The organism is Geobacillus sp. G4 (genome assembly GCF_040327975.1).
Lineage (GTDB): Bacteria > Bacillota > Bacilli > Bacillales > Anoxybacillaceae > Geobacillus > Geobacillus thermoleovorans.
Map to the genome: position 1 here is coordinate 24,170 of NZ_JBEPJY010000003.1, position 22,102 is coordinate 46,271.

General features: G+C 53.7%; 24 protein-coding genes. 21 read left to right on the forward strand and 3 right to left on the reverse strand.

Annotated features, from left to right (window positions below):
• Positions 1-3 precede the first annotated feature (3 nt).
• The 17 genes from yqfD to ABS784_RS04350 all read left to right on the forward strand — a co-directional run bounded on the left by yqfD (position 4) and on the right by ABS784_RS04350 (position 15,654).
• A complete protein-coding gene (gene yqfD / locus ABS784_RS04270) occupies positions 4-1,191 on the forward strand; it encodes a sporulation protein YqfD (protein WP_011231974.1) in 1,188 nt (395 codons plus the stop codon).
• Between the two features lie 2 nt (positions 1,192-1,193).
• Entirely contained in the window at positions 1,194-2,156 is a 963-nt protein-coding gene (locus ABS784_RS04275; RefSeq protein WP_011231973.1) for a PhoH family protein, read from the forward strand.
• Positions 2,157-2,205: 49 nt separating this feature from the next.
• A complete protein-coding gene (locus ABS784_RS04280) occupies positions 2,206-4,308 on the forward strand; it encodes an HD family phosphohydrolase (RefSeq protein WP_023634652.1) in 2,103 nt (700 codons plus the stop codon).
• Positions 4,305-4,775, forward strand: coding sequence for an rRNA maturation RNase YbeY (ybeY, locus tag ABS784_RS04285; RefSeq protein ID WP_011231971.1), 471 nt, complete (start codon positions 4,305-4,307; stop codon positions 4,773-4,775). Before ABS784_RS04280 ends, ybeY begins: the two co-directional genes overlap by 4 nt.
• Positions 4,775-5,128, forward strand: a complete 354-nt coding sequence (locus ABS784_RS04290; protein ID WP_011231970.1) for a diacylglycerol kinase family protein — start codon at positions 4,775-4,777, stop codon at positions 5,126-5,128. The genes ybeY and ABS784_RS04290 overlap by 1 nt, the downstream gene beginning before the upstream one ends.
• A gap of 123 nt (positions 5,129-5,251) precedes the next feature.
• A complete protein-coding gene (locus tag ABS784_RS04295) occupies positions 5,252-5,650 on the forward strand; it encodes a cytidine deaminase (protein ID WP_021322326.1) in 399 nt (132 codons plus the stop codon).
• On the forward strand, positions 5,643-6,551 hold the full coding sequence (gene era, locus ABS784_RS04300) for a GTPase Era (RefSeq protein ID WP_011231968.1): 909 nt from the start codon (positions 5,643-5,645) through the stop codon (positions 6,549-6,551). Before ABS784_RS04295 ends, era begins: the two co-directional genes overlap by 8 nt.
• A gap of 101 nt (positions 6,552-6,652) precedes the next feature.
• The gene (locus tag ABS784_RS04305; RefSeq protein WP_011231967.1) at positions 6,653-6,796 is read left to right on the forward strand and encodes a YqzL family protein; all 144 of its coding nucleotides are present in this window, start codon (positions 6,653-6,655) and stop codon (positions 6,794-6,796) included.
• A gap of 31 nt (positions 6,797-6,827) precedes the next feature.
• Positions 6,828-7,616, forward strand: a complete 789-nt coding sequence (gene recO, locus ABS784_RS04310) for a DNA repair protein RecO (RefSeq protein WP_011231966.1) — start codon at positions 6,828-6,830, stop codon at positions 7,614-7,616.
• Between the two features lie 72 nt (positions 7,617-7,688).
• Complete coding sequence (ccpN, locus tag ABS784_RS04315) at positions 7,689-8,312, forward strand: transcriptional regulator CcpN (RefSeq protein ID WP_272945229.1); 624 nt, start codon at positions 7,689-7,691, stop codon at positions 8,310-8,312.
• Between the two features lie 22 nt (positions 8,313-8,334).
• The gene (locus tag ABS784_RS04320; RefSeq protein ID WP_011231964.1) at positions 8,335-9,135 is read left to right on the forward strand and encodes a pyruvate, water dikinase regulatory protein; all 801 of its coding nucleotides are present in this window, start codon (positions 8,335-8,337) and stop codon (positions 9,133-9,135) included.
• 533 nt (positions 9,136-9,668) lie between these two features.
• Positions 9,669-11,465 (forward strand): DNA primase, encoded by a 1,797-nt coding sequence (gene dnaG / locus ABS784_RS04325; RefSeq protein ID WP_011231963.1) that lies wholly within the window; start codon positions 9,669-9,671, stop codon positions 11,463-11,465.
• A 34-nt stretch (positions 11,466-11,499) separates the two neighbouring features.
• Positions 11,500-12,627 (forward strand): RNA polymerase sigma factor RpoD, encoded by a 1,128-nt coding sequence (rpoD, locus tag ABS784_RS04330; RefSeq protein ID WP_011231962.1) that lies wholly within the window; start codon positions 11,500-11,502, stop codon positions 12,625-12,627.
• Positions 12,628-12,700: 73 nt separating this feature from the next.
• The gene (locus ABS784_RS04335) at positions 12,701-13,216 is read left to right on the forward strand and encodes a hypothetical protein (protein ID WP_023634655.1); all 516 of its coding nucleotides are present in this window, start codon (positions 12,701-12,703) and stop codon (positions 13,214-13,216) included.
• A 108-nt stretch (positions 13,217-13,324) separates the two neighbouring features.
• Positions 13,325-13,687, forward strand: a complete 363-nt coding sequence (cccA, locus tag ABS784_RS04340; RefSeq protein WP_011231960.1) for a cytochrome c550 — start codon at positions 13,325-13,327, stop codon at positions 13,685-13,687.
• A gap of 144 nt (positions 13,688-13,831) precedes the next feature.
• Positions 13,832-14,536: a tRNA (adenine(22)-N(1))-methyltransferase gene (locus ABS784_RS04345; RefSeq protein WP_023634656.1), complete on the forward strand. Its 705-nt coding sequence runs from the start codon at positions 13,832-13,834 to the stop codon at positions 14,534-14,536.
• On the forward strand, positions 14,533-15,654 hold the full coding sequence (locus ABS784_RS04350) for a Nif3-like dinuclear metal center hexameric protein (RefSeq protein ID WP_014196362.1): 1,122 nt from the start codon (positions 14,533-14,535) through the stop codon (positions 15,652-15,654). The genes ABS784_RS04345 and ABS784_RS04350 overlap by 4 nt, the downstream gene beginning before the upstream one ends.
• Before the next feature lie 81 nt (positions 15,655-15,735).
• On the opposite strand, the gene ABS784_RS04355 is transcribed toward ABS784_RS04350, so the two are convergent.
• Both ABS784_RS04355 and vrrA read right to left on the reverse strand, forming a co-directional pair.
• A complete protein-coding gene (locus ABS784_RS04355) occupies positions 15,736-16,686 on the reverse strand; it encodes a 4-hydroxy-3-methylbut-2-enyl diphosphate reductase (RefSeq protein WP_011231957.1) in 951 nt (316 codons plus the stop codon).
• A gap of 121 nt (positions 16,687-16,807) precedes the next feature.
• Positions 16,808-17,338, reverse strand: a complete 531-nt coding sequence (gene vrrA, locus ABS784_RS04360) for a VrrA/YqfQ family protein (RefSeq protein WP_352511566.1) — start codon at positions 17,336-17,338, stop codon at positions 16,808-16,810.
• Positions 17,339-17,735: 397 nt separating this feature from the next.
• Between vrrA and ABS784_RS04365 the strand changes: the two genes are divergently transcribed.
• A complete protein-coding gene (locus ABS784_RS04365) occupies positions 17,736-19,046 on the forward strand; it encodes a DEAD/DEAH box helicase (protein ID WP_352511568.1) in 1,311 nt (436 codons plus the stop codon).
• A 41-nt stretch (positions 19,047-19,087) separates the two neighbouring features.
• Positions 19,088-19,987 carry a deoxyribonuclease IV gene (locus ABS784_RS04370; RefSeq protein WP_352511570.1) on the forward strand — a complete coding sequence of 300 codons (900 nt, stop codon included), beginning with the start codon at positions 19,088-19,090 and terminating at the stop codon, positions 19,985-19,987.
• A 20-nt stretch (positions 19,988-20,007) separates the two neighbouring features.
• Here the strand turns inward: ABS784_RS04370 and ABS784_RS04375 are convergent, their stop codons facing one another.
• Entirely contained in the window at positions 20,008-20,268 is a 261-nt protein-coding gene (locus ABS784_RS04375) for a DUF2624 domain-containing protein (RefSeq protein WP_352511572.1), read from the reverse strand.
• A 94-nt stretch (positions 20,269-20,362) separates the two neighbouring features.
• On the opposite strand from ABS784_RS04375, the gene ABS784_RS04380 reads away from it, so the two are divergent.
• Entirely contained in the window at positions 20,363-21,244 is an 882-nt protein-coding gene (locus ABS784_RS04380; RefSeq protein ID WP_352511574.1) for a YitT family protein, read from the forward strand.
• An 82-nt stretch (positions 21,245-21,326) separates the two neighbouring features.
• The gene (locus ABS784_RS04385; RefSeq protein WP_352511576.1) at positions 21,327-22,094 is read left to right on the forward strand and encodes a metal ABC transporter ATP-binding protein; all 768 of its coding nucleotides are present in this window, start codon (positions 21,327-21,329) and stop codon (positions 22,092-22,094) included.
• Positions 22,095-22,102 lie beyond the last annotated feature (8 nt).

The following is a 22,102-nucleotide window of genomic DNA, read 5'->3' on the forward strand; positions in this document are numbered from 1 at the left end:
GAGATGAAAAACGAATGGGTCGACACACTCGCCGGCAGCGTGCGGGTCAAAGCGAGAGGGAAAGGGATCGAACGGTTGATCAACGCCTGCGTCCGCCAAGGGATTGCCGTCTGGAACGTGAAAAAGCATAGCGCGGATACCGCGACGTTTTTCATTAAGCTCAGCGACGTGAAACGGCTACGCCATGTCGCCCGGCAAAGCGAATGCAAACTTTCGTTTGTCGGGAGAACCGGGCTGCCGTTTTTTTGGCGGCAGGCCTGGCGGAACAGCGGGTTTTGGCTCGGCTTGCTCCTTTTTATAGCGATTGTGTTTTTGCTTTCGAACATCGTTTGGAAGATCGAAATCAAAGGGGCGGCTCCAGAGACGGAGCATCAAATCGCCCGCGAGTTAAAGCGAATGGGAGTCGAGCGCGGCGTATTTCAGTTTCTGCTTGATGACCCGGAGACGCTGCAAAAAAAGCTGACGGAACGCGTTCCGGACATCACGTGGGTCGGCGTTGAGTGGAAAGGGACGTCGCTTCACTTCCGCGTCGTTGAAAAAGAGATTCCGGAGCCGAAAAAACCGATTCCGCCGCGTCATCTCGTGGCAAAAAAAGAGGCGGTCATCGCTGATTTGTTCGTTGAAGAGGGACAACCGCTCGTTTCCGTCAACGACTATGTGCAAAAAGGCCAGCTGCTTGTTTCTGGCATTATCGGCGCTGAAGGGAGGACGAAGTTTGTGCCGGCGTCAGGGAAAGTGTTTGGCGAAACATGGTACAAGTCTACGGTCGTCCTGCCGCTTGAGACGACGTTTCATGTGTTGACCGGCAAGTTCACCGAACGGCATTATGTCGGAATCGGGCGCCTTTTGATTCCTGTTTGGGGATGGAAGAAGCCGGTGTTTGCCCATACCATCGTTGAGACAGAAAAACGGCCGTTTCGTTTTTGGAAATGGGACTTGCCGCTCTATTACGAGCGCATCACGATCCGCGAGGCGGAAGAAGTGAAGCGGCGCTACACGTGGGAAGAAGCGTTCGCGGAAGCGAAAGAGATCGCCCGCCGCGAGCTGCGGGCGAAATTGCCGGAGGAGGCGGCCATTCGCAGCGAAAAAGTTTTGCATCAGGCGAAAGAGAATGGTAAAGTAAGGGTAGAATTGCATTACGAAGTCATCGAAAATATTGCTGTACCACAACCCATCGTCCAAGGAGATTGAGAATGTCAGAGCAGTTCGTTACGATCAGCCAACATGTGCGAAACCCGCAGGAAGCGGCGGCGCTCTTTGGCGTCCATGACATCCATTTAAAGCGGATCGAGGAAGAGCTCGGCGTGTCGATTGTGACGCGCGGGGAAACGGTCAACGTCTCCGGCACGCCGCAGCAAGTTCAGCTCGTTGATGAATTGCTTCGCCATTTATTGATCGTCATTCGCAAAGGGGCGGCGGTCAGCGAGCGCGACGTTCTTTACGCCATTCAGCTTGCAAAAAAAGGAGCGCTTGACGGCCTTGTTCAACTGTACGACGAGGAGATTACAAAAAACGCCAAAGGGAAGCCGATCCGCGTCAAAACGTTGGGCCAGCGCTATTATGTTGCAGCAATTGAACAGTATGACTTGACGTTCGGCATCGGCCCAGCCGGCACCGGAAAAACGTATTTGGCGGTCGTCATGGCGGTCAAGGCGTTAAAAAACGGCAGCGTCAAGCGCATCATTTTGACTCGTCCGGCCGTTGAGGCTGGAGAAAGCCTCGGCTTTTTGCCAGGCGACTTAAAAGAGAAGGTTGACCCGTATTTGCGCCCGCTGTATGATGCCTTAAACGATGTGTTGGGAGCGGAGTATACGCAGCGGTTGATTGAGCGCGGCACGATTGAAATCGCCCCACTCGCCTATATGCGCGGCCGGACGCTGGAGGATGCGTTCGTCATTCTTGACGAGGCGCAAAATACGACGCCAGCGCAAATGAAAATGTTTTTGACCCGGCTCGGCTTCGGCTCGAAGATGGTCATTACCGGCGATATTTCCCAAGTCGACTTGCCGAAGGGCGTCGAATCGGGGCTTTCGGTCGCCAAGCGCATTTTGGCCTCCATTGGCGGCATCGCCTTTGTGTTTTTGGAACAGTCGGATGTCGTTCGCCATCCGCTCGTCGCGAAAATTATTGACGCCTATGATGAGGCGGGCTTATAGAACGAGAGCGACGGGATCGGTCTTTTCTTGCAAAGCGAGGGGAAAACCGGTGGGAAGGTTTCGTTTTTTTCTTGAGCGGACAAAAACAGTCCGCTTTGTCCGCTTTTGGCTGTTTTTGCTTTTGGCTGTTCTGTTGTTTGCCGTTTTGTATTGGCAAGTGAAGCCGCGCCAGTATGAGCTGCGCCTGTTTGACGTCGCGAAGGAAACGATCCGTTCGCCGGTGACGGTCGAGGACAAAGAGGCGACCGCCAAGCTGAAAGAAGAGGCGGCGGCGAAAGTAGCGGATGTCTATACGTTAAAAAAAGAATATGCCGAAAACCGGGTCGACCTTCTTTCCTCGCTGTTTGCCGCGATTGAAAGCGTGCAGCGCGAGGCGGAGCCGGACCGCCCGCTCGGCGATATGATCGCCAAACTTGAGGAACGGCTGCCGCCGGAATGGCTTGCCTATCTGTCTGCCGCTGAATGGCAACGGCTGCTTGCCGCCTCGCCGGAGGAGCTCAAGACGGCGAAGGAAGCCGCCTTGACCGCGGTGCATGCCGTCATGAGCGAGCGCATTTCCCAAGCGGAACTTGACACGGCGCGGGCGGAAGCGGCCAAAGAGCTTGAATACGCTGCGCTGTCGCCGCCGCTTCGCGAGGCGGTCGCGAAGCTTTGCCGACAGGCGGTCATTCCGAACGTCGTCTACGATCGGGCGGCGACGGAAGAAAAACGGCGGCAGGCGATGGATGAAGTGAAGCCGGTGAAAATTTTGCAAGGGCAAGTGATCGTCGAGGAAGGACAGTTTATCACGAATGATGTTTACCGCCGGCTCGAGCTGGTCGGCTTGCTTGAGAGCGGGCGTCCGTCTTGGACCGCCGCTGGGCTTTTGGTGTTCGTTTTGTTGCTGCTTGCTCCGCTCATTTACTATTTTCGGACGGAAACGACGAATGAAAAGCTGTCGCTTTATACAGCCATTTTTACGTTGATGATGACGACAATGGCGCTCATTCGCCTTCTGCCATCTAGCGGCGCTGTTTCCATCGGTTACCTTGTGCCGGCGGCGTTCGGGCCGATGCTCGTCCGCATTTTGCTCGGAGAGCGGCTCGCGATGATGACGACCATCATCGGAGCAGTGTGCGGCAGTTTGCTGTTCAATGAGGAAATTGGAACGGCCGGCGCGGTGTCGGTGTCGTTGATTGTTTACTTTCTTGCCGGCGGCTTGGCCGGGACGTTTTGTCTGCCAAAGGAGCTGGCGAAAGCGAACATTTGGCGGGCCGGCGTGTTTGTCGCCGCGGTCAATATCGTTTCGCTTTTTTCGCTGTTGCTGTTAAAAAACGGCCGCTATTCGCCGACGGAAATCGGCTTGTTGGTGCTGATGGCGGCGGCCTCAGGGGTTTTTTCTGCCATTTTGACGATCGGTCTCTTGCCGGTGTTGGAGGCGGCGTTTGGCATTTTGTCGCCGCTTCGGCTCATTGAACTGTCCAATCCGAACCATCCGCTCTTGCGCAAGTTGCTCACTGAAGCGCCGGGGACGTACCATCATAGCATTATGGTCGCCAATTTGGCCGAAGCGGCGTGCGAGGCGATCGGCGCCGACGGCTTGCTGGCGCGCGTCGCCTGCTACTACCATGACATCGGCAAGACGAAGCGGCCGCGCTATTTCATCGAAAATCAAATAGGCGGCAATCCGCATGACCATTTGTCGCCGCAGTTGAGCAAAAATATTATTATTGCCCATGTCGCCGACGGCGTCGCTTTGCTGCGCAAGCACCGGCTGCCGAAGGAGATCATCGACATCGCCGAACAGCACCACGGCACGACGCTGCTGAAGTATTTTTATCATAAGGCGCGCGAGCAAACCGAGTTTGTCTCGGAAGCGGAGTTTCGTTATCCCGGGCCGAAGCCGCAGACGAAAGAAGCGGCGGTCATCAACATCGCCGACAGCGTCGAAGCGGCTGTTCGCTCGCTATCCAACCCGTCGCAGGAAAAAATCGAGAAGATCGTCCGGTCGATCATCGCTGATCGCTTGCAGGACAACCAGCTGAACGAGTGCGACATTACGCTGAAGGAGTTGGAACTCGTCGCCCGTTCGCTTTGCGAGACTTTAAACGGCGTCTTCCATTCGCGCATCGAATACCCAGAAGTACGAAAGGAAAAGGTGAAGCATGCATGACCATTCACATTGATTTTCTAGATGAAACGAACGAGGTGACCGCTGAGCAAATCGAGACGATCGAGCGGCTGCTCGCCGAGGCGGCGGCCCTTGAAAACGTGCCGGACGGGGCGGAGGTGAGCGTCACATTTGTGGACAACGAACGCATCCGCGCGATGAATCGCGACTATCGCGGCAAAGATGCGCCGACCGATGTGCTTTCGTTTGCTCTTGAGGAGGAAGGGGAAGAAGAGGTTCACATCGTCGGCGCTGATATGCCGCCGGTGCTCGGCGATATCGTCATTTCGATTCCGAAGGCAAAAGAGCAGGCGGCAGCCTATGGACATTCGTTCATGCGCGAGCTCGGGTTTTTGGCTGTGCACGGTTTCTTGCACCTGCTTGGTTACGATCATGGGACAGAAGAGGAAGAGCGCGTCATGTTCGCCAAGCAGGAAGACATCTTGGCGAGGTTCGGGTTGACAAGATAATGCGCGGCAAACGAGAGCGAGACCGGTTTGCTTGGGCGTGGGCGGGAATGAAGGCGGCGGTGAAAGAGGAAGCTCATTTGCGCTTCCACTTGGCGGCCGCTGTTGTCGTCTTTGCCGCCGGGTGGGTCGTTGGGCTGTCGCGCTGGGAGTGGATCGTGCTGCTCATGGCGGTCGGCACGGTCATTGCGCTTGAGCTTGTCAACACGGCTATTGAGCGCGCCGTCGATTTGGCGACGGGTGAGTTTCATCCGTTGGCGAAAGCGGCGAAAGACATCGCTGCCGCGGCGGTGCTCGCGGCGGCCGGATTTGCGGTTGTGATCGGCATTTTGCTGTTTTGGCCGCATCTTCGCTAAACGAATGAGAGAGAAAATTCGAATTTTTCTGTTACATTTTGATTTCAAATGATGAAATGGATGGCGTTTTTTTGTAAAATAAAAGAAAGCAGCGTTTGCTTGCAGGAAAGGAAGAGTCAACTCGTGGAGATTGAGCAGCTCATTGTCGAAGCGAAAAAAGCGCGCGAACTCGCCTACGTGCCGTACTCGAAGTTTCCAGTCGGCGCCGCGCTGTTGACGAAAGGCGGCAGTGTGTACCGCGGCTGCAACATTGAAAACGCCGCCTACAGCGTGTGCAATTGTGCGGAGCGGACCGCGTTGTTTAAGGCATATTCGGAAGGGGAGAAGGAGTTCACTGCTCTTGCGGTCATCGCCGACACTCCCCGCCCGGTGCCGCCGTGCGGCGCATGCCGCCAAGTGATCGCCGAACTTTGCCACGGCGATATGAAAGTCATTTTAGCCAACCTCAAAGGCGATGTGAAAGTCATGACAGTCAGCGAATTGCTGCCAGAAGCTTTTTCAGCGGAGGATTTGCATGCGTAAAGAAGGATACAAATCAGGATTTGTTGCCATTATCGGAAGACCAAACGTAGGAAAGTCGACGTTTTTAAACCGCGTCATCGGGCAAAAAATCGCGATTATGAGCGATAAACCGCAAACGACGCGCAATAAGATTCAAGGCGTGTACACGGACGATGACGCGCAAATCATCTTTATCGACACGCCTGGGGTGCACAAACCGAAGCATAAGCTCGGCGACTTTATGATGAAAGTGGCGCTCAATGCGCTTCGCGAAGTGGATTTGATTTTGTTTATGGTCAATGCCGAGGAAGGATTTGGGCGCGGTGAGGCGTTCATCATCGAACGGCTGAAAGAAGTGGACACCCCGGTGTTTTTAGTCATCAATAAGATCGACCGCGTCCATCCGGATGAATTGCTGCCGCTCATTGACCGATACAAAGATTTGTACCCGTTTGCTGAAATCGTGCCGATTTCGGCGCTTGAAGGGAACAATGTCGACCGCCTGCTTGAGCAAATTAAAGAGCGGTTGCCGGAAGGGCCGCAATATTATCCGCCGGACCAGATTACTGACCATCCGGAGCAGTTTATCATCGCCGAGCTCATTCGCGAGAAAGCGCTTCACTTAACGCGCGAGGAAGTTCCGCACTCGATTGCTGTCGTCGTCGAACGCATCGAGCGGCGAGAAGGGTCGCCAACGGTGTACATTAGCGCGGTGATCGTTGTGGAGCGCGATTCGCAAAAAGGAATCATCATCGGCAAGCAAGGCCGGATGCTGAAGGAAATCGGACAGCGGGCGCGCGCTGACATCGAAGCGCTGCTTGGGTCAAGAGTGTTTTTGGAACTGTGGGTCAAAGTGCAAAAAGACTGGCGCAACCGCCTTTCGCAGCTGCGTGATTTCGGGTTCCGTGAAGACGAGTATTGACGGTTAGAAAATTTTACGCGACATAAACCGTTTTTGCCTGAGCCAACCTATAGGTAAACCACCAATACGCAATGCCTGCAGGCGGAAAGAGGTGTCATTCCATGCTTGAGTTTACGTGGAAGTTGTTTAGCCAAACAGGCAATATCGACACGTACCTCCTATTTAAAGAGTTGGAACGAGAGCAACAGTTTGGCGGTGAAGAGCAAAACGCTGAACAGAAAGAAATCGACCAGCCGATCTCGTAGCATCGTTGTTGGTAGAAGCGGTGGTGAGGGGATGTTCGAAACGTGTGAAGCGATCGTCATGCGGACGGTCGATTATGGCGAAACAAATAAAATTGTCACATTGTTTACCCGAGAATGGGGAAAGGTGGCTGCGATGGCAAGGGGAGCGAAAAAGCCAAGCAGCCGCCTTTCTGCTGTTACGCAGCCGCTCTCATACGGCCATTATGTCATCCGCCGCAGCCGCGGCGTCGGCGTTCTTCACCAGGGAGAGCTCATCGACTCGATGCGGGCGCTGCGCGAAGATTTGTTTGCCGCCGCCTATGCGGTGTATATTGTAGAGCTCACCGACAAAAGCACGGAAGAGCAAAAGCGCAATCCGTACTTGTTTGAGCTTCTTTTGCAGACACTACAATATATGAGCGAAGGCCGCGATTTAGAGATTTTGACGTTCATTTACGAAATGAAAATGCTTGCAGTGCTTGGCATTCCGCCGGTGCTGGACCGTTGTGCCCGCTGCGGGGCGACGGAGGGGCGCTTCTCGTTTTCCGTCAAGGAGGCGGGCTTCCTTTGCCATCGCTGCGAGGCGTCCGATCCCCATCGGTTCCCGCTCTCTTCGGCTTCCGTCCGGCTGTTGCGCCTCTTTTTTCATATCGATCTTGCTCGGCTTGGATCCATATCGGTGAAAGAAAGCACAAAGATGGAGCTGGGCGCCGTATTGTCCGCCTATTATGATGAATATGCCGGCCTGTCGCTGAAGACGAAGCGTTTTTTGCAGCAAATCGGTGAACTGAAAGACAAGCTCAGCCCCGACGGAGGGCAAGGAGCATCATTTTCATTGTGAATGGGGCGTGTAGTATAATATAAATGAGAGTGATAGCGTGTGGGACCTTTTTTGGCAAGGTGGTGAACGACGATCGAACTAAATAAACGCCAAGAGCAGATTTTGCAAATTGTGAAAGACTACGGGCCGATCACCGGAGAAAGCATCGCTGAGAAACTGAACTTAACGAGGGCGACGCTGCGGCCGGATTTGGCCATCTTGACGATGGCTGGCTACTTGGAAGCACGGCCGCGCGTCGGCTATTTCTATACGGGAAAAACCGGCAAGCAGCTGTTCGCCGATAAAATGAAAAAGATGAAAGTCGAGGATTACCAATCGATTCCGGTTGTCGTCAATGAGAATGTGAGCGTCTATGATGCGATCGTCACAATGTTTCTAGAGGACGTCGGCACGCTGTTTGTCGTCGATGACGAGTCGTTGCTTGCGGGCGTTTTGTCGCGCAAAGATTTGTTGCGCGCAAGCCTCGGCAAGCAGGAACTGACGGCGATCCCGGTCAATATTATTATGACGCGGATGCCGAACATCGCCGTTTGCTACAAGGACGACCCGCTCATTGACGTGGCTGAACAGCTGATTGAAAAACAGATCGATGCCATGCCGGTCGTGCGCAAAACGGAGAAAGGATATGAAGTGATCGGCCGTATTACGAAAACGAATATAACGAAAGCATTCGTGTCGCTAGCCAAAGAGGACTAAATCCAAACAAAGGAGGAGAAGAATGAACCAGCGCCTTGTTTACGTCGTATCCGATTCCGGCGGGGAAACGGCCGAGCTTGTCGTCAAAGCGGCGGCCAGCCAGTTTCACGCCTCGCCGATTCAAGTGAAACGCGTCCCGTATGTGGAAGATAAAACGACATTGGCTGAAGTCGTCGCTTTAGCGAAAATGAACCGCGCCATTATCGCGTTTACGCTCGTCGTTCCGGAGATGCGGGAATTCTTGCTCGCCGAAGCGGCGCGCGAAGGGGTCGTCGCATACGATATCATCGGTCCGCTCATTGAAAAGATGAGCCATTTGTTCCAGCTGACGCCAAGATATGAGCCGGGTCAAGTGCGCGTACTTGACGAAGATTACTTCAAAAAGATTGAAGCGATCGAATTTGCCGTCAAATACGATGACGGGCGCGACCCGCGCGGCATTTTGCGCGCCGATATCGTGCTCATCGGCGTATCGCGCACATCGAAAACACCGCTGTCGCAATATTTGGCGCATAAGCGGCTGAAAGTGGCGAATGTGCCGATCGTTCCAGAGGTCGAGCCGCCGGAGCAGCTGTTTCGAGTCGGTCCGGGGAAATGCTTCGGCTTGAAAATCAGTCCGGATAAACTGCTTTCGATCCGCCGCGAGCGGCTGAAATCGCTCGGCCTGAACGACCAGGCGATTTACGCCAATATGGATCGAATCAAAGAGGAGCTCGCTTATTTTGATGAAGTCGTGAAAAAAATCGGCTGCGACGTCATCGATGTGACGAACAAGGCGGTCGAAGAGACGGCGAGCATCATTATGAAAAAGTTGAAGCGCTAGCTTCGCCTCATCCGCACGATTTCTTGATTTGGAGTCGTGCGTTTTCTTATGGCATATTGCCGCGATTTATATTATAATAAAAAATTGCGAGAAAAATGACCTATATAGGTTTAGAGCGGCCATGAGACGAGTAAACTATTTATAGCCGCTTGTCAAGAAGAACGAAAAAAAGATTTTCGACAAAGTTGTCAATCATTCGGCAAAAAAGCAGGATTTTTTTGCGATGGTGTAGAATAATAGGGGGTGTAAAGCAACCCTTGCTTTGAGAGCGCGGTCATCTGCTGCATAAGATCATCAAGAAAAAAGTGAAATTTTCTTTTTCTTGCTGAAATATAATATACCGAAGCGCATCTTCGAGATGCACCGCTCTGATGAATCTTTGTCCAGACGGCGGGCTGAGGGGCGGGAAGCGGATGATCAAGCCAGCCGACTTTACGGGCAAGGGGGCGAAACGAACGTTTTGAAAAAATTTGTCGAAATGGAAAGGAAAATCGGCTTGCTGCCGAGAATAAATACGATACGGGGTTGTTCGTATGGGACATCGCATTCCCGAGGAAACGATTGAAGCCATCCGCCGCGGCGTTGACATCGTTGACGTCATTGGCGAATACGTCCAGTTGAAAAAGCAAGGCCGCAACTATTTTGGCTTATGCCCGTTTCATGGAGAAAAGACGCCATCGTTTTCCGTTTCCCCAGAAAAGCAAATTTTCCACTGCTTCGGCTGCGGGGCAGGGGGGAATGCCTTTACGTTTTTAATGGATATCGAAGGCATTCCGTTTGTGGAAGCGGCGAAACGTCTTGCGGCCAAAGCAGGGATCGACTTGTCCGCCTATGAGCTGGACAGCCGCGGGAGTGATGGCAGCCGGGCCGACGAGGCGAAGGCGATGGTCGAAGCACACACGTTGTTGAAACGATTTTACCATCATTTGCTTGTCCATACAAAAGAAGGACAAGCCGCGCTCGATTATTTGCAGGTGCGCGGGTGGACAAAAGAAACGATCGACCGATTTGAAATCGGCTATGCGCCGGATGTTCCTGATGCCGCCGTCAGGTTGCTGGAGAGCCGTTCGTTTCCGTTGGTGTTGATGGAAAAGGCGGGCTTGTTGGTGAAAAAAGAAGACGGGCGATACGTCGACCGCTTCCGGAATCGGATTATGTTTCCGATCCATGATCATCGCGGCGAGACGGTTGGTTTTTCCGGCCGTCTGCTCGGCGACGGGCAACCAAAGTACATGAACAGCCCAGAAACGCCGATTTTCCGCAAAGGCACGCTTTTGTATTTTTTTCACGAGGCGCGCGTGTCAATCCGCAAGCGTCAAGAGGCGCTGCTCGTTGAAGGGTTTGCCGATGTCATCTCTGCCGTGCAGGCCGGCGTTGACTATGTGGTGGCAACGATGGGAACGTCGCTGACCGAGGAGCAGGCACGCATTTTGCGCCGCCATGCGGAAACGGTCACGATTTGCTATGACGGCGACAGCGCCGGAACGGAAGCCGCCTGGCGCGCCGCCGAACAATTGAGCGCGTTCGGGTGCCGCGTGAAGGTAGCGTTGCTCCCGGACGGGCTGGATCCAGATGAATATATACGCACTTGCGGCGCCGACCGTTTTGCCGAAGAGATCGCCGCCGCCCGGCCGCTCATGGCGTTTAAAATGGATCGTTTGCGGCGGGGAAAAAATTTGCAGGAAGAAGGCGACCGGCTCCGTTATATCGAGGAAGCGCTCCGAGAAATCAGCAAGCTGTCGAGCCCGGTGGAAAAAGATTATTATATGCGCCAGCTTGCGGATGAGTTTTCGTTGTCGCTCTCCGCGCTTTACGAACAGTTGTCCCGCTCCAAGCCGGAACAGCCAAAGCCGCAGGTGAATGACGGCGGAAAACCGGTCCGGCCGGCATTGACGAAAAAATTGCTTCCGGCCTTTCAAAATGCCGAGCGGTTGCTGCTTGCCCATATGATGCGGAGCCGCGATGTGGCGTTCATCGTTCAGGAGCAGGTCGGCGGCCGATTTAATATCGAAGAGCATCGGGCGTTGGCTGCTTACATTTACGCCTTTTACGAAGAGGGGCATGAAGCCGACCCCAGCGCGCTCATGTCTCGGCTTCCCGGCGAGTTGCGGACGCTGGCGAGCGAGCTGTCGCTTTTGTTGGTCGCAGACGACGTTTCCGATCGGGAGCTTGCCGATTGCATCCGGCATGTGTTGAATCACCCGAAATGGTTAATGCTAAAGGAAAAAGAGCAAGAAAAGACGGAAGCGGAGCGAAGAAAAGACTTTTTGACGGCCGCCCGCATCGCGAAAGAGATGATTGAGATGAAAAAAATGTTATCTTCTTCATAACATGGTGGTATGAGTTTTTAAAGGAGGTAATGAAATGGCTGAAAAACCAGCCCAATCAAAGCAGGCTGAAGCTGCCGGCGAATCGCTTGAACAAGTGAAAGAGCAACTCGCTGAGCTCGGCAAAAAGCGGGGGATCCTCACCTATGAGGAAATCGCTGAGCGGTTGTCTGGCTTTGATTTGGACTCCGACCAGATGGATGAGTATTATGAATACCTCGCTGAGCAGGGCATTGAAGTGATCAGCGAATCCGACCTTGAAGCCGATCCGGACATCGACGACTTGGCCAAAGAGGAAGAATTCGACTTAAATGACTTGTCCGTTCCTCCCGGCGTCAAAATCAATGACCCGGTGCGCATGTACTTGAAGGAGATCGGCCGCGTGCCGCTGTTGTCGGCGGAAGAAGAAATCGAGCTGGCGAAACGGATCGAGCAAGGCGATGAAGAAGCGAAACGCCGGCTGACGGAAGCGAACCTCCGCCTCGTCGTCAGCATCGCCAAACGGTATGTCGGCCGCGGCATGCTCTTTCTTGATTTGATTCAAGAAGGGAACATGGGGCTGATCAAGGCGGTCGAAAAGTTTGACTATCGGAAAGGCTACAAGTTCAGCACGTACGCGACCTGGTGGATCCGCCAAGCCATCACAAGGGCGATCGCCGATCAGGCGCGGACGATCCGCATCCCGGTTCATATGGTCGAAACGATCAATAAACTGATCCGCGTCCAACGGCAATTGCTCCAAGACCTCGGGCGCGAACCAACGCCGGAAGAAATCGCCGAGGAAATGGATTTGACACCGGAAAAAGTGCGGGAAATTTTGAAAATCGCTCAAGAACCGGTGTCGCTCGAGACGCCGATCGGCGAGGAAGATGACTCGCATCTTGGCGATTTCATCGAAGACCAAGACGCGACATCGCCATCCGAGCACGCTGCTTACGAGCTGTTGAAAGAGCAGCTCGAAGATGTGCTTGATACGCTGACGGATCGCGAGGAAAATGTGTTGCGTCTCCGCTTCGGGCTTGACGACGGACGGACGCGGACGCTCGAAGAAGTCGGCAAAGTGTTCGGCGTGACGCGCGAACGCATCCGTCAAATTGAAGCCAAAGCGTTGCGCAAGCTGCGTCATCCAAGCCGCAGCAAACGGCTGAAAGACTTTTTAGAGTGACCGGTTTGTTCGATAGTTTACTTCTTCGGAAGTAAACTATTTTTTCTTTCTTTATGGGAAAGGTGGTCTATCTATGAATCGGCAACGACGGGAAACGATCATCCAAGAAATCGAATATTGGAAACGTTCGCGCCTTCTGCCGGAACATTATTGCGACTATTTGCTCGCGTTGTACACGGAAGGAGACGCCCGTTCGCACGGACGACGGTGGCGCAGCTCGCTCGCCGCTGGTCTCTGTTTATTGCTTCCAGCCGCTGCTCTTGTCATTTATTTTACTGAATTGTCATTCGTTTTGCAAACGCTCCTTTTCGCCCTATTTTTGGCTGCCTGCTTGTTCTTTTGTTGGCGGTGGCGGAACAAGCGAGAGCTCCTTCACTTTCCGCTCATCGGAAGCGCCTGGATTTTGCTTATGGCATCCATTCTTGAGGTTGATCGGTATTTTCCCAGGCAAACGGGTGCGCTAGTAGCTGTCGTGCTCGGAAACTGTGTTCTCTGGTTTGTTGTCGGCCGCCTGCTTCACCTTCGCTACTTTTCGCTCGCCGCTGTCAGCGGGGCGTTGCTTGTAACCGCCGCCATCTGGTGGCGCTGAGGCGTGTTGTTGCCTTTTCGGCAACTTAGGGCTTTTCCTTGTCCATTATTTACAGTAAAATAAAATTGTTTGCAGCGTTCTTCATTATACATAAGGGAGGTAAAAGAGATGAACCGCAATCCGCTCATCCCGTTTTTCATCATCATGGCATTCGGGATTGTGCTGACGTTCGTCTTGTCGTTTAAAGGGCTAGGCGATGCGAAGGAAATGGCCAAAGAGAAAAAAGGCGGCGAAAAAACGGAACAAACGGCCGAATTCAACCCAGAACAGTTTTACCAACAAACGTGTTCTGGCTGTCACGGCCAAAACTATGAAGGCGGCGTCGGTCCATCGTTGAAAGGGGTCGGGCAACGGCTGTCGATGGACCAAATTAAAGACGTCATCCAACACGGGCGCGGCAACATGCCGCCAGGGCTTGTGCCGGCGGATAAAGCCGATGCCATGGCGAAATGGCTCGCCGGTTTAAAATAATGGATGGTGAACATCCCTTTGCTTTTTGGCAAGGGGATGTTTTGTTTAGTACAATAGAGGCGCGCGGTGTTGGAGAGGAAAGGAGGGGAAGGCGAACCGCCTTCGCGCTGCAGGTGGCGGAAGGTTGGTTGCCATTGCGGTGCTATGAACGAATTTCGCCTGTCGAAACGGCTGGAAACGGTCGCCTCATTCATTCCAAAAGGGGCGGTGCTTGCTGACATCGGGTCGGATCATGCGTATTTGCCTTGCTATGCCTGCTTGCACGGCTGCGCATCAAAAGCCATTGCCGGCGAGGTGGCGGACGGACCGTTCCGCCTAGCGCAGCAGCAAGTCGAGAAGTCCGGGCTTTCTCATCTCATTTCCGTGCGCAAAGGGGATGGGCTTTCGGTCCTTGCCCCGGGGGAGGCGGACTGCATCACGATCGCCGGCATGGGTGGGGCGCTTATCGCCCGCATTTTGGGCGACGGAAAGGAAAAGCTTGCCGGTGTCAAACGGCTCATTTTGCAACCGAACATCGGTGCGGAACTTGTTCGCCGTTGGCTTCTTGATCATGGGTGGGAGCTCGTGGCTGAGCGCATTTTGAAAGAAGATGGGCAAATTTATGAAGTACTCGTCGCCGAGCCTGGCGCCCCCCGACGGCCTTACCGACATCTTGAGGCGGAGCTGCTCCTTGGACCGTTTTTGCGCCGGGAAAACAGCGAGGTGTTCCGCGAAAAGTGGAAGCGCGAGATTGAAAATTGGAAACGGATCATCGCTGATTTGACGGCCAAAGGGCAAAGTGAAGCGGCTGAGCGGAAAAAGCGTGAACTGGAGAGAAAAGTTCAATTGGTGGAGGAGGCGTTGTTATGAGCCGCGTTCCGTACGGCTATGAAATCATTCAGCTTCTTGAGCAGCTTGCTCCGAAACAGTTGGCGCTGGAAGGGGATCGGATCGGTCTGCAAATCGGGACGCTAAACAAGCCGGTCAAAAAAGTGATGATCGCTCTCGATGTGCTCGAAGATGTCGTTGTCGAAGCGATCGATCAGCAAGTGGATTTAATCATCGCCCACCACCCGCCGCTGTACCGCCCGCTGAAGCAATTGCTGACTGATGATGGGCACGGGCGGATGATCGCCGCGTGCATCAAGCATGACATTGCGGTGTACGCCGCCCATACGAATTTGGATGTGGCCGATGGCGGTCTGAACGATTGGCTTGCCGAGGCGCTCGGCTTAAACGATACGGCTGTGCTTGTGCCGACGTATACCGAACCGTTGAAAAAGCTCGTTGTTTATGTGCCGGTGACGCATGCTGAGGTGGTGCGGAAGGCCTTAGGCGATGCCGGCGCCGGGCATATCGGCCGCTACAGCCATTGCACGTTCAACAGCCGCGGCGTCGGCACGTTTTTGCCGCACGAAGGGGCGCGGCCGTTCATCGGCGAGCAAGGGCGGCTCGAGGAAGTTGAGGAAGTGCGCATCGAAACGATCGTGCCGGCCTCTCTTGAACGGGAAGCGATTCAGGCGATGCTGGCTGTTCATCCGTATGAGGAAGTGGCCTATGATATCTATCCGCTTGACAATGAAGGCCGCCGCTTCGGGCTCGGGCGCATTGGCCGGCTGCCGCAGCCGGTGACGCTTGGCGCTTTTGCCGAGCAGGTGAAAACGGCGTTTTCCGTTCCGGCGGTGCGCGTCGTTGGCCGGCTGGATGATCTTGTGCAAACGGTCGCGGTGCTTGGCGGGGATGGGAATAAGTTTGTCGCTGCCGCCGCATCGGCCGGGGCGGACGTATACGTGACAGGGGATGTGTATTACCACACCGCCCATGACGCCCAAGCGCTCGGCCTTCACATCATTGATCCGGGACATAATGTAGAAAAAATCATGAAAGAAGGCGTAGCCCGATACTTAATCACTGAGCTCTCGAAACGTCAATGGGAGGCAGAAGTGGTTGCTTCCAGCGTCCATACTGATCCGTTTCAGTTCGTATGAACGGCCAACGAAAAAGGCTGTCCTGGATGAGCGGTTCAACCGTTTGTCCAAGACAGCCTCTCTTTATGGATGAAACAACCGTCACTCTTCTTTCTTTGTTTTCACTTTCGGCAAGATTTTTTGCAGCGGCACTTTCCGTTCCCTCTTCCATGTCGATGGGTCGTTCGGGTCAAACTGCTCCAAAAAGTCGATCACTTCTTTCGTAATCGGCGTCGGGGTGGAAGCGCCGGCGGTGACAGCGACTTTTTTCGCATCTTTAATCCAGTTGATGTCGATTTCCGTCACATCAGCGACGCGATACGCCTTCGTGCCGGCGATCTCTTCCGATACTTGGGCGAGGCGGTTCGAGTTGTTGCTGCGCGGGTCGCCGACGACGATCGTCACATCGGCTTCCTTCGCCTGCTCAGCGACCGCCTCTTGTCGAAGCTGGGTGGCCAGGCAAATTTCTTTATGCATTTCCACGTGCGGGTATTTTTCTTTCACTTTCGCCATGATGTCGGCGACGTCCCATTGGCTCATCGTCGTTTGGTTCGTCACCATGATGCGCTCATTGTGAATGGACAGCCGTTCGACATCATCAATGGTTTCCACAAGATGGATTCTTTCCGGATTGATGCCGACCGCTCCTTCCGGTTCCGGATGTCCTTTTTTGCCGATATAGATAATATCGTAGCCATCGGCGAGCTTTTGTTCGATGAGCCGATGCGTTTTTGTCACATCGGGGCATGTCGCATCAATCGTGACAAGTCCCTTTTCGAGCGCTCGTTTTTTTACTTCCGGTGAGACGCCGTGGGCGGTGAAAATGACGGTGCCCTGGTCGATTTTTTCCAAAATTTCCAAACGATTTTCTCCATCGAGCGTGATGATGCCTTCTTCGGCAAACGCGTCCGTGACGTGCTTATTATGGACGATCATGCCGAGAATGTAAATCGGACGCGGCAAAGATGGGTCCAACGCCGCGTTGCGGGCGATGACCATTGCATCGACCACCCCGTAGCAATACCCGCGCGGGGTAATTTTAATCACTTCCATCATATTCCCTCCCTGCCGCCGGTTGTGCGGCGGTTGTTCACCTTCCATTATATCGGAGCACCGGGGAGAAGACAAAGAATAACCGCCCTAAACAGCGGGTGCGCTAGGGCGGGGAAAGAAACTAGATATACAGTTTCGGCTTGGAAGGCTTCGGGGCGGCCGGTGCTTCTTTTTCTTGCGGCTCTTCGCGCTTTGCCTGCGGAACGGAGCGTTTTTTTGGCGCCTTGGCGGCCGGCTTTTGTTTCGTTTCGTTGGCCGGTGCGCTTTCCGACGTTGTTTCGCCTTCCCCTTCATCGGCCGGTTTCAACTCGCGGAAAATGCGGATCATCGCCGGAAGATTGCGGATGAGCGGTCCATACTGTTGCACCATCGGCATGACGTTTTGTGCGATGCCAAGCATTTTTTGCACGTTGTTTAACATGCCAACCAAGCCGCCGCCCGTGTTGGATGCGGCGGTGTTAGCGGCGTTGGACAGCAACGGCAGCCCCCACGGAGACGATGCAGCAGCCGGCGGCTGCCCGCGCGAAAACAAGCGGGCCAAGAAGCCGCCGGGGCCGCTGGGGCCAAAAGGCGGCGCCGGCATGCGGGCGAACGGGGATGGCGGCCTTCCGGCAAACGGAGAAGACATCATCGGGGGCCGACTGTATCTCATAGCAGCTTCCTCCTTTCGGTCGTGCGGATGAACGAATGTCCTCCTTTCTACAATATGCGGGCAAGGCGGGAAAGGTTTGTTGCAGGATCGTCTTTAGTTGCGGCAGGGGGCAGCGATTCGCTATAATGATGAAGCGGACGAAGCGGTGCCCATATGCCATTTAAAATGTTCACGTTTACGCTTTTTTATGGAGCCAGCCAGTATTTGATCGACTGTCGGGTGATCGAACCATACCGCTTCCAGACCGATGCATGGATTTGTGAAACGGTTGGTTGTTCCGTCTTCCGTCGCGTCAAAGCTTGCCGCCGACAGTCGGAAAAATAGACGGCACGCTTTTGGGCCAACGAGATGGGAAACCTTCCAGTTGCATTTATTTCATAGAAGGGAGTGGTGCTTGATGACAGAAACGCAGTTCACTCGTTTTTCATTTCAGCCGTTTATCATCGAAGCGATCAAGACGCTTCGTTTTTATAAACCGACGGAAATTCAAGAGCGCATCATTCCGGGGGCGCTGCGCGGCGAAAGCATGGTCGGCCAATCGCAAACCGGAACGGGAAAAACACATGCGTACTTATTGCCGATCATTGAAAAAATCAAGCCGGAACGCGCCGAAGTGCAAGCCGTCATCACGGTGCCGACGCGCGAGTTAGCGACGCAAATTTATCACGAAACGCTGAAAATTACGAAGTTTTGCCCGAAAGATCGGATGATCGTCGCCCGTTGCTTGATCGGCGGGACGGATAAGCAAAAAGCGCTCGAAAAGCTCAACGTGCAGCCGCATATTGTCATCGGCACGCCGGGGCGCATCAACGATTTCATTCGCGAGCAGGCGCTTGATGTGCATACGGCCCACATCCTTGTCGTCGATGAAGCTGACTTGATGCTCGATATGGGCTTTATCACTGATGTCGACCAAATCGCCGCCCGGATGCCGAAAGACTTGCAAATGCTCGTCTTTTCAGCGACGATTCCGGAAAAGCTGAAGCCGTTTTTGAAAAAATATATGGAAAACCCGACCTTTGTCCACGTCGACCCGAAGCGGACGGCGAACGAAAACATCGAACATGTGCTCATCCCGCTGCGTGGACGCGAGAAAACAAAACTGCTCCGTGATGTGCTCCTCAGCTACAACCCGTATTTGGCCATCGTATTTGTCAACACAAGGAAAATGGCTGACGAGGTCGCCGACCGTCTCGCTGAGCAAGGGTTGAAAGTCGGCGTGCTGCACGGCGATTTGACGCCGCGCGAGCGGAGAAAGATGATGAATCTTATCCGCGATTTGGAGTTTCAATATGTCGTCGCGACCGATTTGGCGGCGCGCGGCATCGATATTGAAGGCGTCAGTCATGTCATCAACTACGAGTTGCCTGATGATCTGCAGTTTTATATTCACCGGGCCGGACGGACGGCGCGCGCTGGCTATAGCGGCATTGCGGCGACGATTTACGAGCCGTCTGACCAAGATGCGATTGCTCGGTTGGAAAAAATGGGAATTTCGTTTGTCCACCGTGATTTCGTGCGCGGCGAATGGAAGGAGCTGCCGCCGTGGAACCGGCGGAGCAAGCGGGCGGGCGAAAAGGATGACGAACTGGCGCTGCTTTTCGCCAAACTGAAAAAAACGAAGCAGGTGAAGCCGGGCTACAAAAAAAAGTTGCGCGCGGAGCTGGAGAAGAAGAAAAAGCGGCTTGGCCGCTTCAAAAAATCATAATAGCCGTCCGCCTTTAACGCAAAGAAAAGGGAGAGAAGAACATGTTAAAAATCGGTTCACATGTTTCCATGAGCGGAAAGAAAATGCTGCTGGCCGCCAGCGAGGAAGCGGCCTCCTACGGAGCGAACACGTTTATGATTTACACCGGGGCGCCGCAAAACACAAAGCGCAAGTCGATTGAAGAGCTCAACATCGAAGCCGGGCGCCAGCATATGCAAGCGCACGGCATCGAAGAGATTGTCGTCCACGCCCCGTATATCATCAATATCGGCAATACGACCAATCTCGATACGTTTTCGCTAGGCGTCGACTTTTTGCGCGCGGAAATCGAGCGGACGGAAGCCATTGGAGCCAAACAGCTTGTGCTCCATCCAGGCGCTCACGTCGGCGCAGGGGTGGAAGCCGGACTTCGGCAAATTATTCGCGGACTGAATGAAGTGTTGACGCGCGAGCAGACGGTCGAAATTGCCCTGGAAACGATGGCCGGCAAAGGGTCGGAATGCGGGCGGACGTTTGAGGAGCTAGCGTACATTATCGACGGCGTCGCCTATAATGATAAGCTGTCCGTTTGCTTTGATACGTGCCATACGCATGACGCCGGCTATGACATCGTCAACGATTTTGACGGCGTTCTTGAGGAGTTTGACCGGATCATCGGCCTCGGGCGGCTGAAAGTACTGCACATCAACGACAGCAAAAACCCGCGCGGCAGCCGGAAAGACCGCCATGAAAACATCGGTTTCGGCCATATCGGGTTTGCTGCGCTCAACTATATCGTCCATCATCCGCAGCTTGAGGATATTCCGAAAATTTTAGAAACCCCATACGTGGGCGAAGACAAAAACAACAAAAAACCGCCGTACAAGCACGAAATTGCCATGCTGCGGGCGCAGTCGTTCGATGACCAGTTGCTTGAAAAAATCACCGCTGGGGCGGAATGAAAAAAGGGCTATATGCCCTTTTATTTTTTTTGCACGAATTTCAAAAATAGCTCGTTCGCTTTTCGAGCGATGTCTGGCGAAGTGATTTTCGCTAACTCTCGCACCCATTTTTTCCGCTCCTCGGGGTCAAAGACGTTAATGTCGTTCGTCCGGGCGAGATGAAGAATTTTCTTCGCTTGGCTGACCGTGATCGGCAAGCCGTACTCTCGGCTGTACGCAACGAGTTCTTCCGGGGTGATCGTTTTTAATTTTTGCTTGACAAGCTGTTGGTAAATGTTCATCGCAGCCGCCTCCTTGCTTCTGTTCCATCATATGACGTGAATGGAAAAGGCGTGTATGGTATAATAAAAAAATAAAAAGGGAAAGGGTGGTAGTTTGGCGCCAAAACAGCATAAAAAAGAACCGTTAGGCCATGTGTTGTATCGGGTGTTGATGATCGCCATCGGCGCCTCTTTGGCGGCGTTTGCCATCGAGCGGCTGCTCGTTCCAAACAAAATGATCGACGGCGGCATCATTGGCATATCGCTGATTCTGGACTACGTGACTCCGGACGAATGGCGGCTGCTCAATTTCGCCACGCTCGTCATCCTCTTAAACGCCCCGTTCATGTATTTCGGCTACAAGCAAATCGGGAAAACGTTCATGCTGTCAACGATTTTAGGCGTCGTGATCCTCGGCGTCACCGAACGAGCATTTCACCATCTTTCCCCGCTGACAACCGAGCCGATTTTAGCCACCGTTTTTGGCGGGTTGTCGCTCGGTCTTGGCGTCGGATTGGTCATCCGTCATGGCGGATCGCTCGATGGGACGGAAATTTTAGGGATTTTGATGACGAAAAGAATCCCGTTCTCGGTCGGCGAGTTTGTCATGTTTGTCAACGTTTTTATTTTTGGCTGGGCGGCGTTTGTGTTTGGCCTCGAGCCGGCCATGTATTCGGTGATGACGTACTACATCGCCTCAAAAACGATCGATGCGGTCATTGAAGGGCTTGACGAGACGCGGGCGGCCTTTATTGTGACCGATCATTATGAGGAAATTTCCGACGCCATTTTGCACCGGCTCGGACGCGGGACAACGAAATTGCTCGGCAAAGGCGGATATACGGACGAGCAAAAGGAAATCATTTATGCAGTCGTCACGCGCTTGGAAGTAACAAAACTAAAATCGATCGTCAATGAAATCGATCCGGATGCGTTCATCACCATTATGCCGACGCATGAAGTGCGCGGAGCCCGCTTTAAATCAGCGATTCATTGAGGTTTACAAAACGCGGATGGTGGGGTATACTTGCATAGTGAAGCAAATCGGAATGATTCTGAATTAGCAAGGGAGAACGGCCATGGAAAATGGGCTTGTTGTGCAAATGGAGGATGTTTCGTTCCGCTATGAAAAAGAGAACGTGCTTGAGCATGTTAGTTTAACGGTGCCGAAAGGGGCATTTTTAGGATTGGTCGGCCCGAACGGCTCGGGAAAATCGACGCTGCTCAAATGTGTGCTCGGCTTGTTAAAACCGAACAGCGGCCGCATTTTTTTGTTCGGCGAGCCGATTGAATCGTTTCGCGAATGGCATCGAATCGGTTTCGTGTCGCAAAAAGCGAACAGCTTCAACCGCAGCTTTCCGGCGACGGTTGAGGAAGTGGCGGCGAGTGGGTTGGCGGCCAAACGCGGCTTATTTCGGCCGCTGACACACGAAGACCGCCGTGCGGTCGAAGCGGCGCTCGCGGCCGTTGGGTTGAGCGGCCTGGCAAAGCGCAATATCGCGGAGCTGTCCGGCGGCCAGCAACAACGGGTATTTATCGCCCGCGCACTGGCGAGCAAGCCGGATTTGCTCATTTTAGACGAGCCGACGGTCGGCGTGGATGCGCGCCATGTGCATGAATTTTACGAACTGCTCGGCGACTTGAACCGCCGCGGCTTAACGCTTATCTTAGTGACGCATGACATCGGGACGATCACGGACCGGGTGACCGATATCGCCTGTTTGAACAAGCGCCTCTATTTCCATGGAAAGGCGGAAGAGTTCGAACATCTTGGCAACGAGGCGATTTCGCAGTTTTATGGCCATCCGCTCCACGTTCTCTCTCACGAGCATGAACGAGCGGAATGAAACGGTGA

Bases quoted from the DNA above. Each gene is read 5' to 3' on its own strand.
- recO (WP_011231966.1), top strand. From the start codon at position 6,828: ATGTTCGAAACGTGTGAAGCGATCGTCATGCGGACGGTCGATTATGGC.
- cccA (WP_011231960.1), top strand. From the start codon at position 13,325: ATGAACCGCAATCCGCTCATCCCGTTTTTCATCATCATGGCATTCGGG.
- rpoD (WP_011231962.1), top strand. From the start codon at position 11,500: ATGGCTGAAAAACCAGCCCAATCAAAGCAGGCTGAAGCTGCCGGCGAA.
- dnaG (WP_011231963.1), top strand. From the start codon at position 9,669: ATGGGACATCGCATTCCCGAGGAAACGATTGAAGCCATCCGCCGCGGC.
- ABS784_RS04385 (WP_352511576.1), top strand. From the start codon at position 21,327: ATGGAAAATGGGCTTGTTGTGCAAATGGAGGATGTTTCGTTCCGCTAT.
- ABS784_RS04320 (WP_011231964.1), top strand. From the start codon at position 8,335: ATGAACCAGCGCCTTGTTTACGTCGTATCCGATTCCGGCGGGGAAACG.
- ABS784_RS04335 (WP_023634655.1), top strand. From the start codon at position 12,701: ATGAATCGGCAACGACGGGAAACGATCATCCAAGAAATCGAATATTGG.
- ABS784_RS04365 (WP_352511568.1), top strand. From the start codon at position 17,736: ATGACAGAAACGCAGTTCACTCGTTTTTCATTTCAGCCGTTTATCATC.
- vrrA (WP_352511566.1), bottom strand. From the start codon at position 17,338: ATGAGATACAGTCGGCCCCCGATGATGTCTTCTCCGTTTGCCGGAAGG.
- ABS784_RS04345 (WP_023634656.1), top strand. From the start codon at position 13,832: ATGAACGAATTTCGCCTGTCGAAACGGCTGGAAACGGTCGCCTCATTC.
- ABS784_RS04375 (WP_352511572.1), bottom strand. From the start codon at position 20,268: ATGAACATTTACCAACAGCTTGTCAAGCAAAAATTAAAAACGATCACC.
- ybeY (WP_011231971.1), top strand. From the start codon at position 4,305: ATGACCATTCACATTGATTTTCTAGATGAAACGAACGAGGTGACCGCT.
- era (WP_011231968.1), top strand. From the start codon at position 5,643: ATGCGTAAAGAAGGATACAAATCAGGATTTGTTGCCATTATCGGAAGA.
- ABS784_RS04350 (WP_014196362.1), top strand. From the start codon at position 14,533: ATGAGCCGCGTTCCGTACGGCTATGAAATCATTCAGCTTCTTGAGCAG.
- yqfD (WP_011231974.1), top strand. From the start codon at position 4: ATGAAAAACGAATGGGTCGACACACTCGCCGGCAGCGTGCGGGTCAAA.
- ABS784_RS04290 (WP_011231970.1), top strand. From the start codon at position 4,775: ATGCGCGGCAAACGAGAGCGAGACCGGTTTGCTTGGGCGTGGGCGGGA.
- ABS784_RS04275 (WP_011231973.1), top strand. From the start codon at position 1,194: ATGTCAGAGCAGTTCGTTACGATCAGCCAACATGTGCGAAACCCGCAG.
- ABS784_RS04305 (WP_011231967.1), top strand. From the start codon at position 6,653: ATGCTTGAGTTTACGTGGAAGTTGTTTAGCCAAACAGGCAATATCGAC.
- ABS784_RS04370 (WP_352511570.1), top strand. From the start codon at position 19,088: ATGTTAAAAATCGGTTCACATGTTTCCATGAGCGGAAAGAAAATGCTG.
- ABS784_RS04355 (WP_011231957.1), bottom strand. From the start codon at position 16,686: ATGGAAGTGATTAAAATTACCCCGCGCGGGTATTGCTACGGGGTGGTC.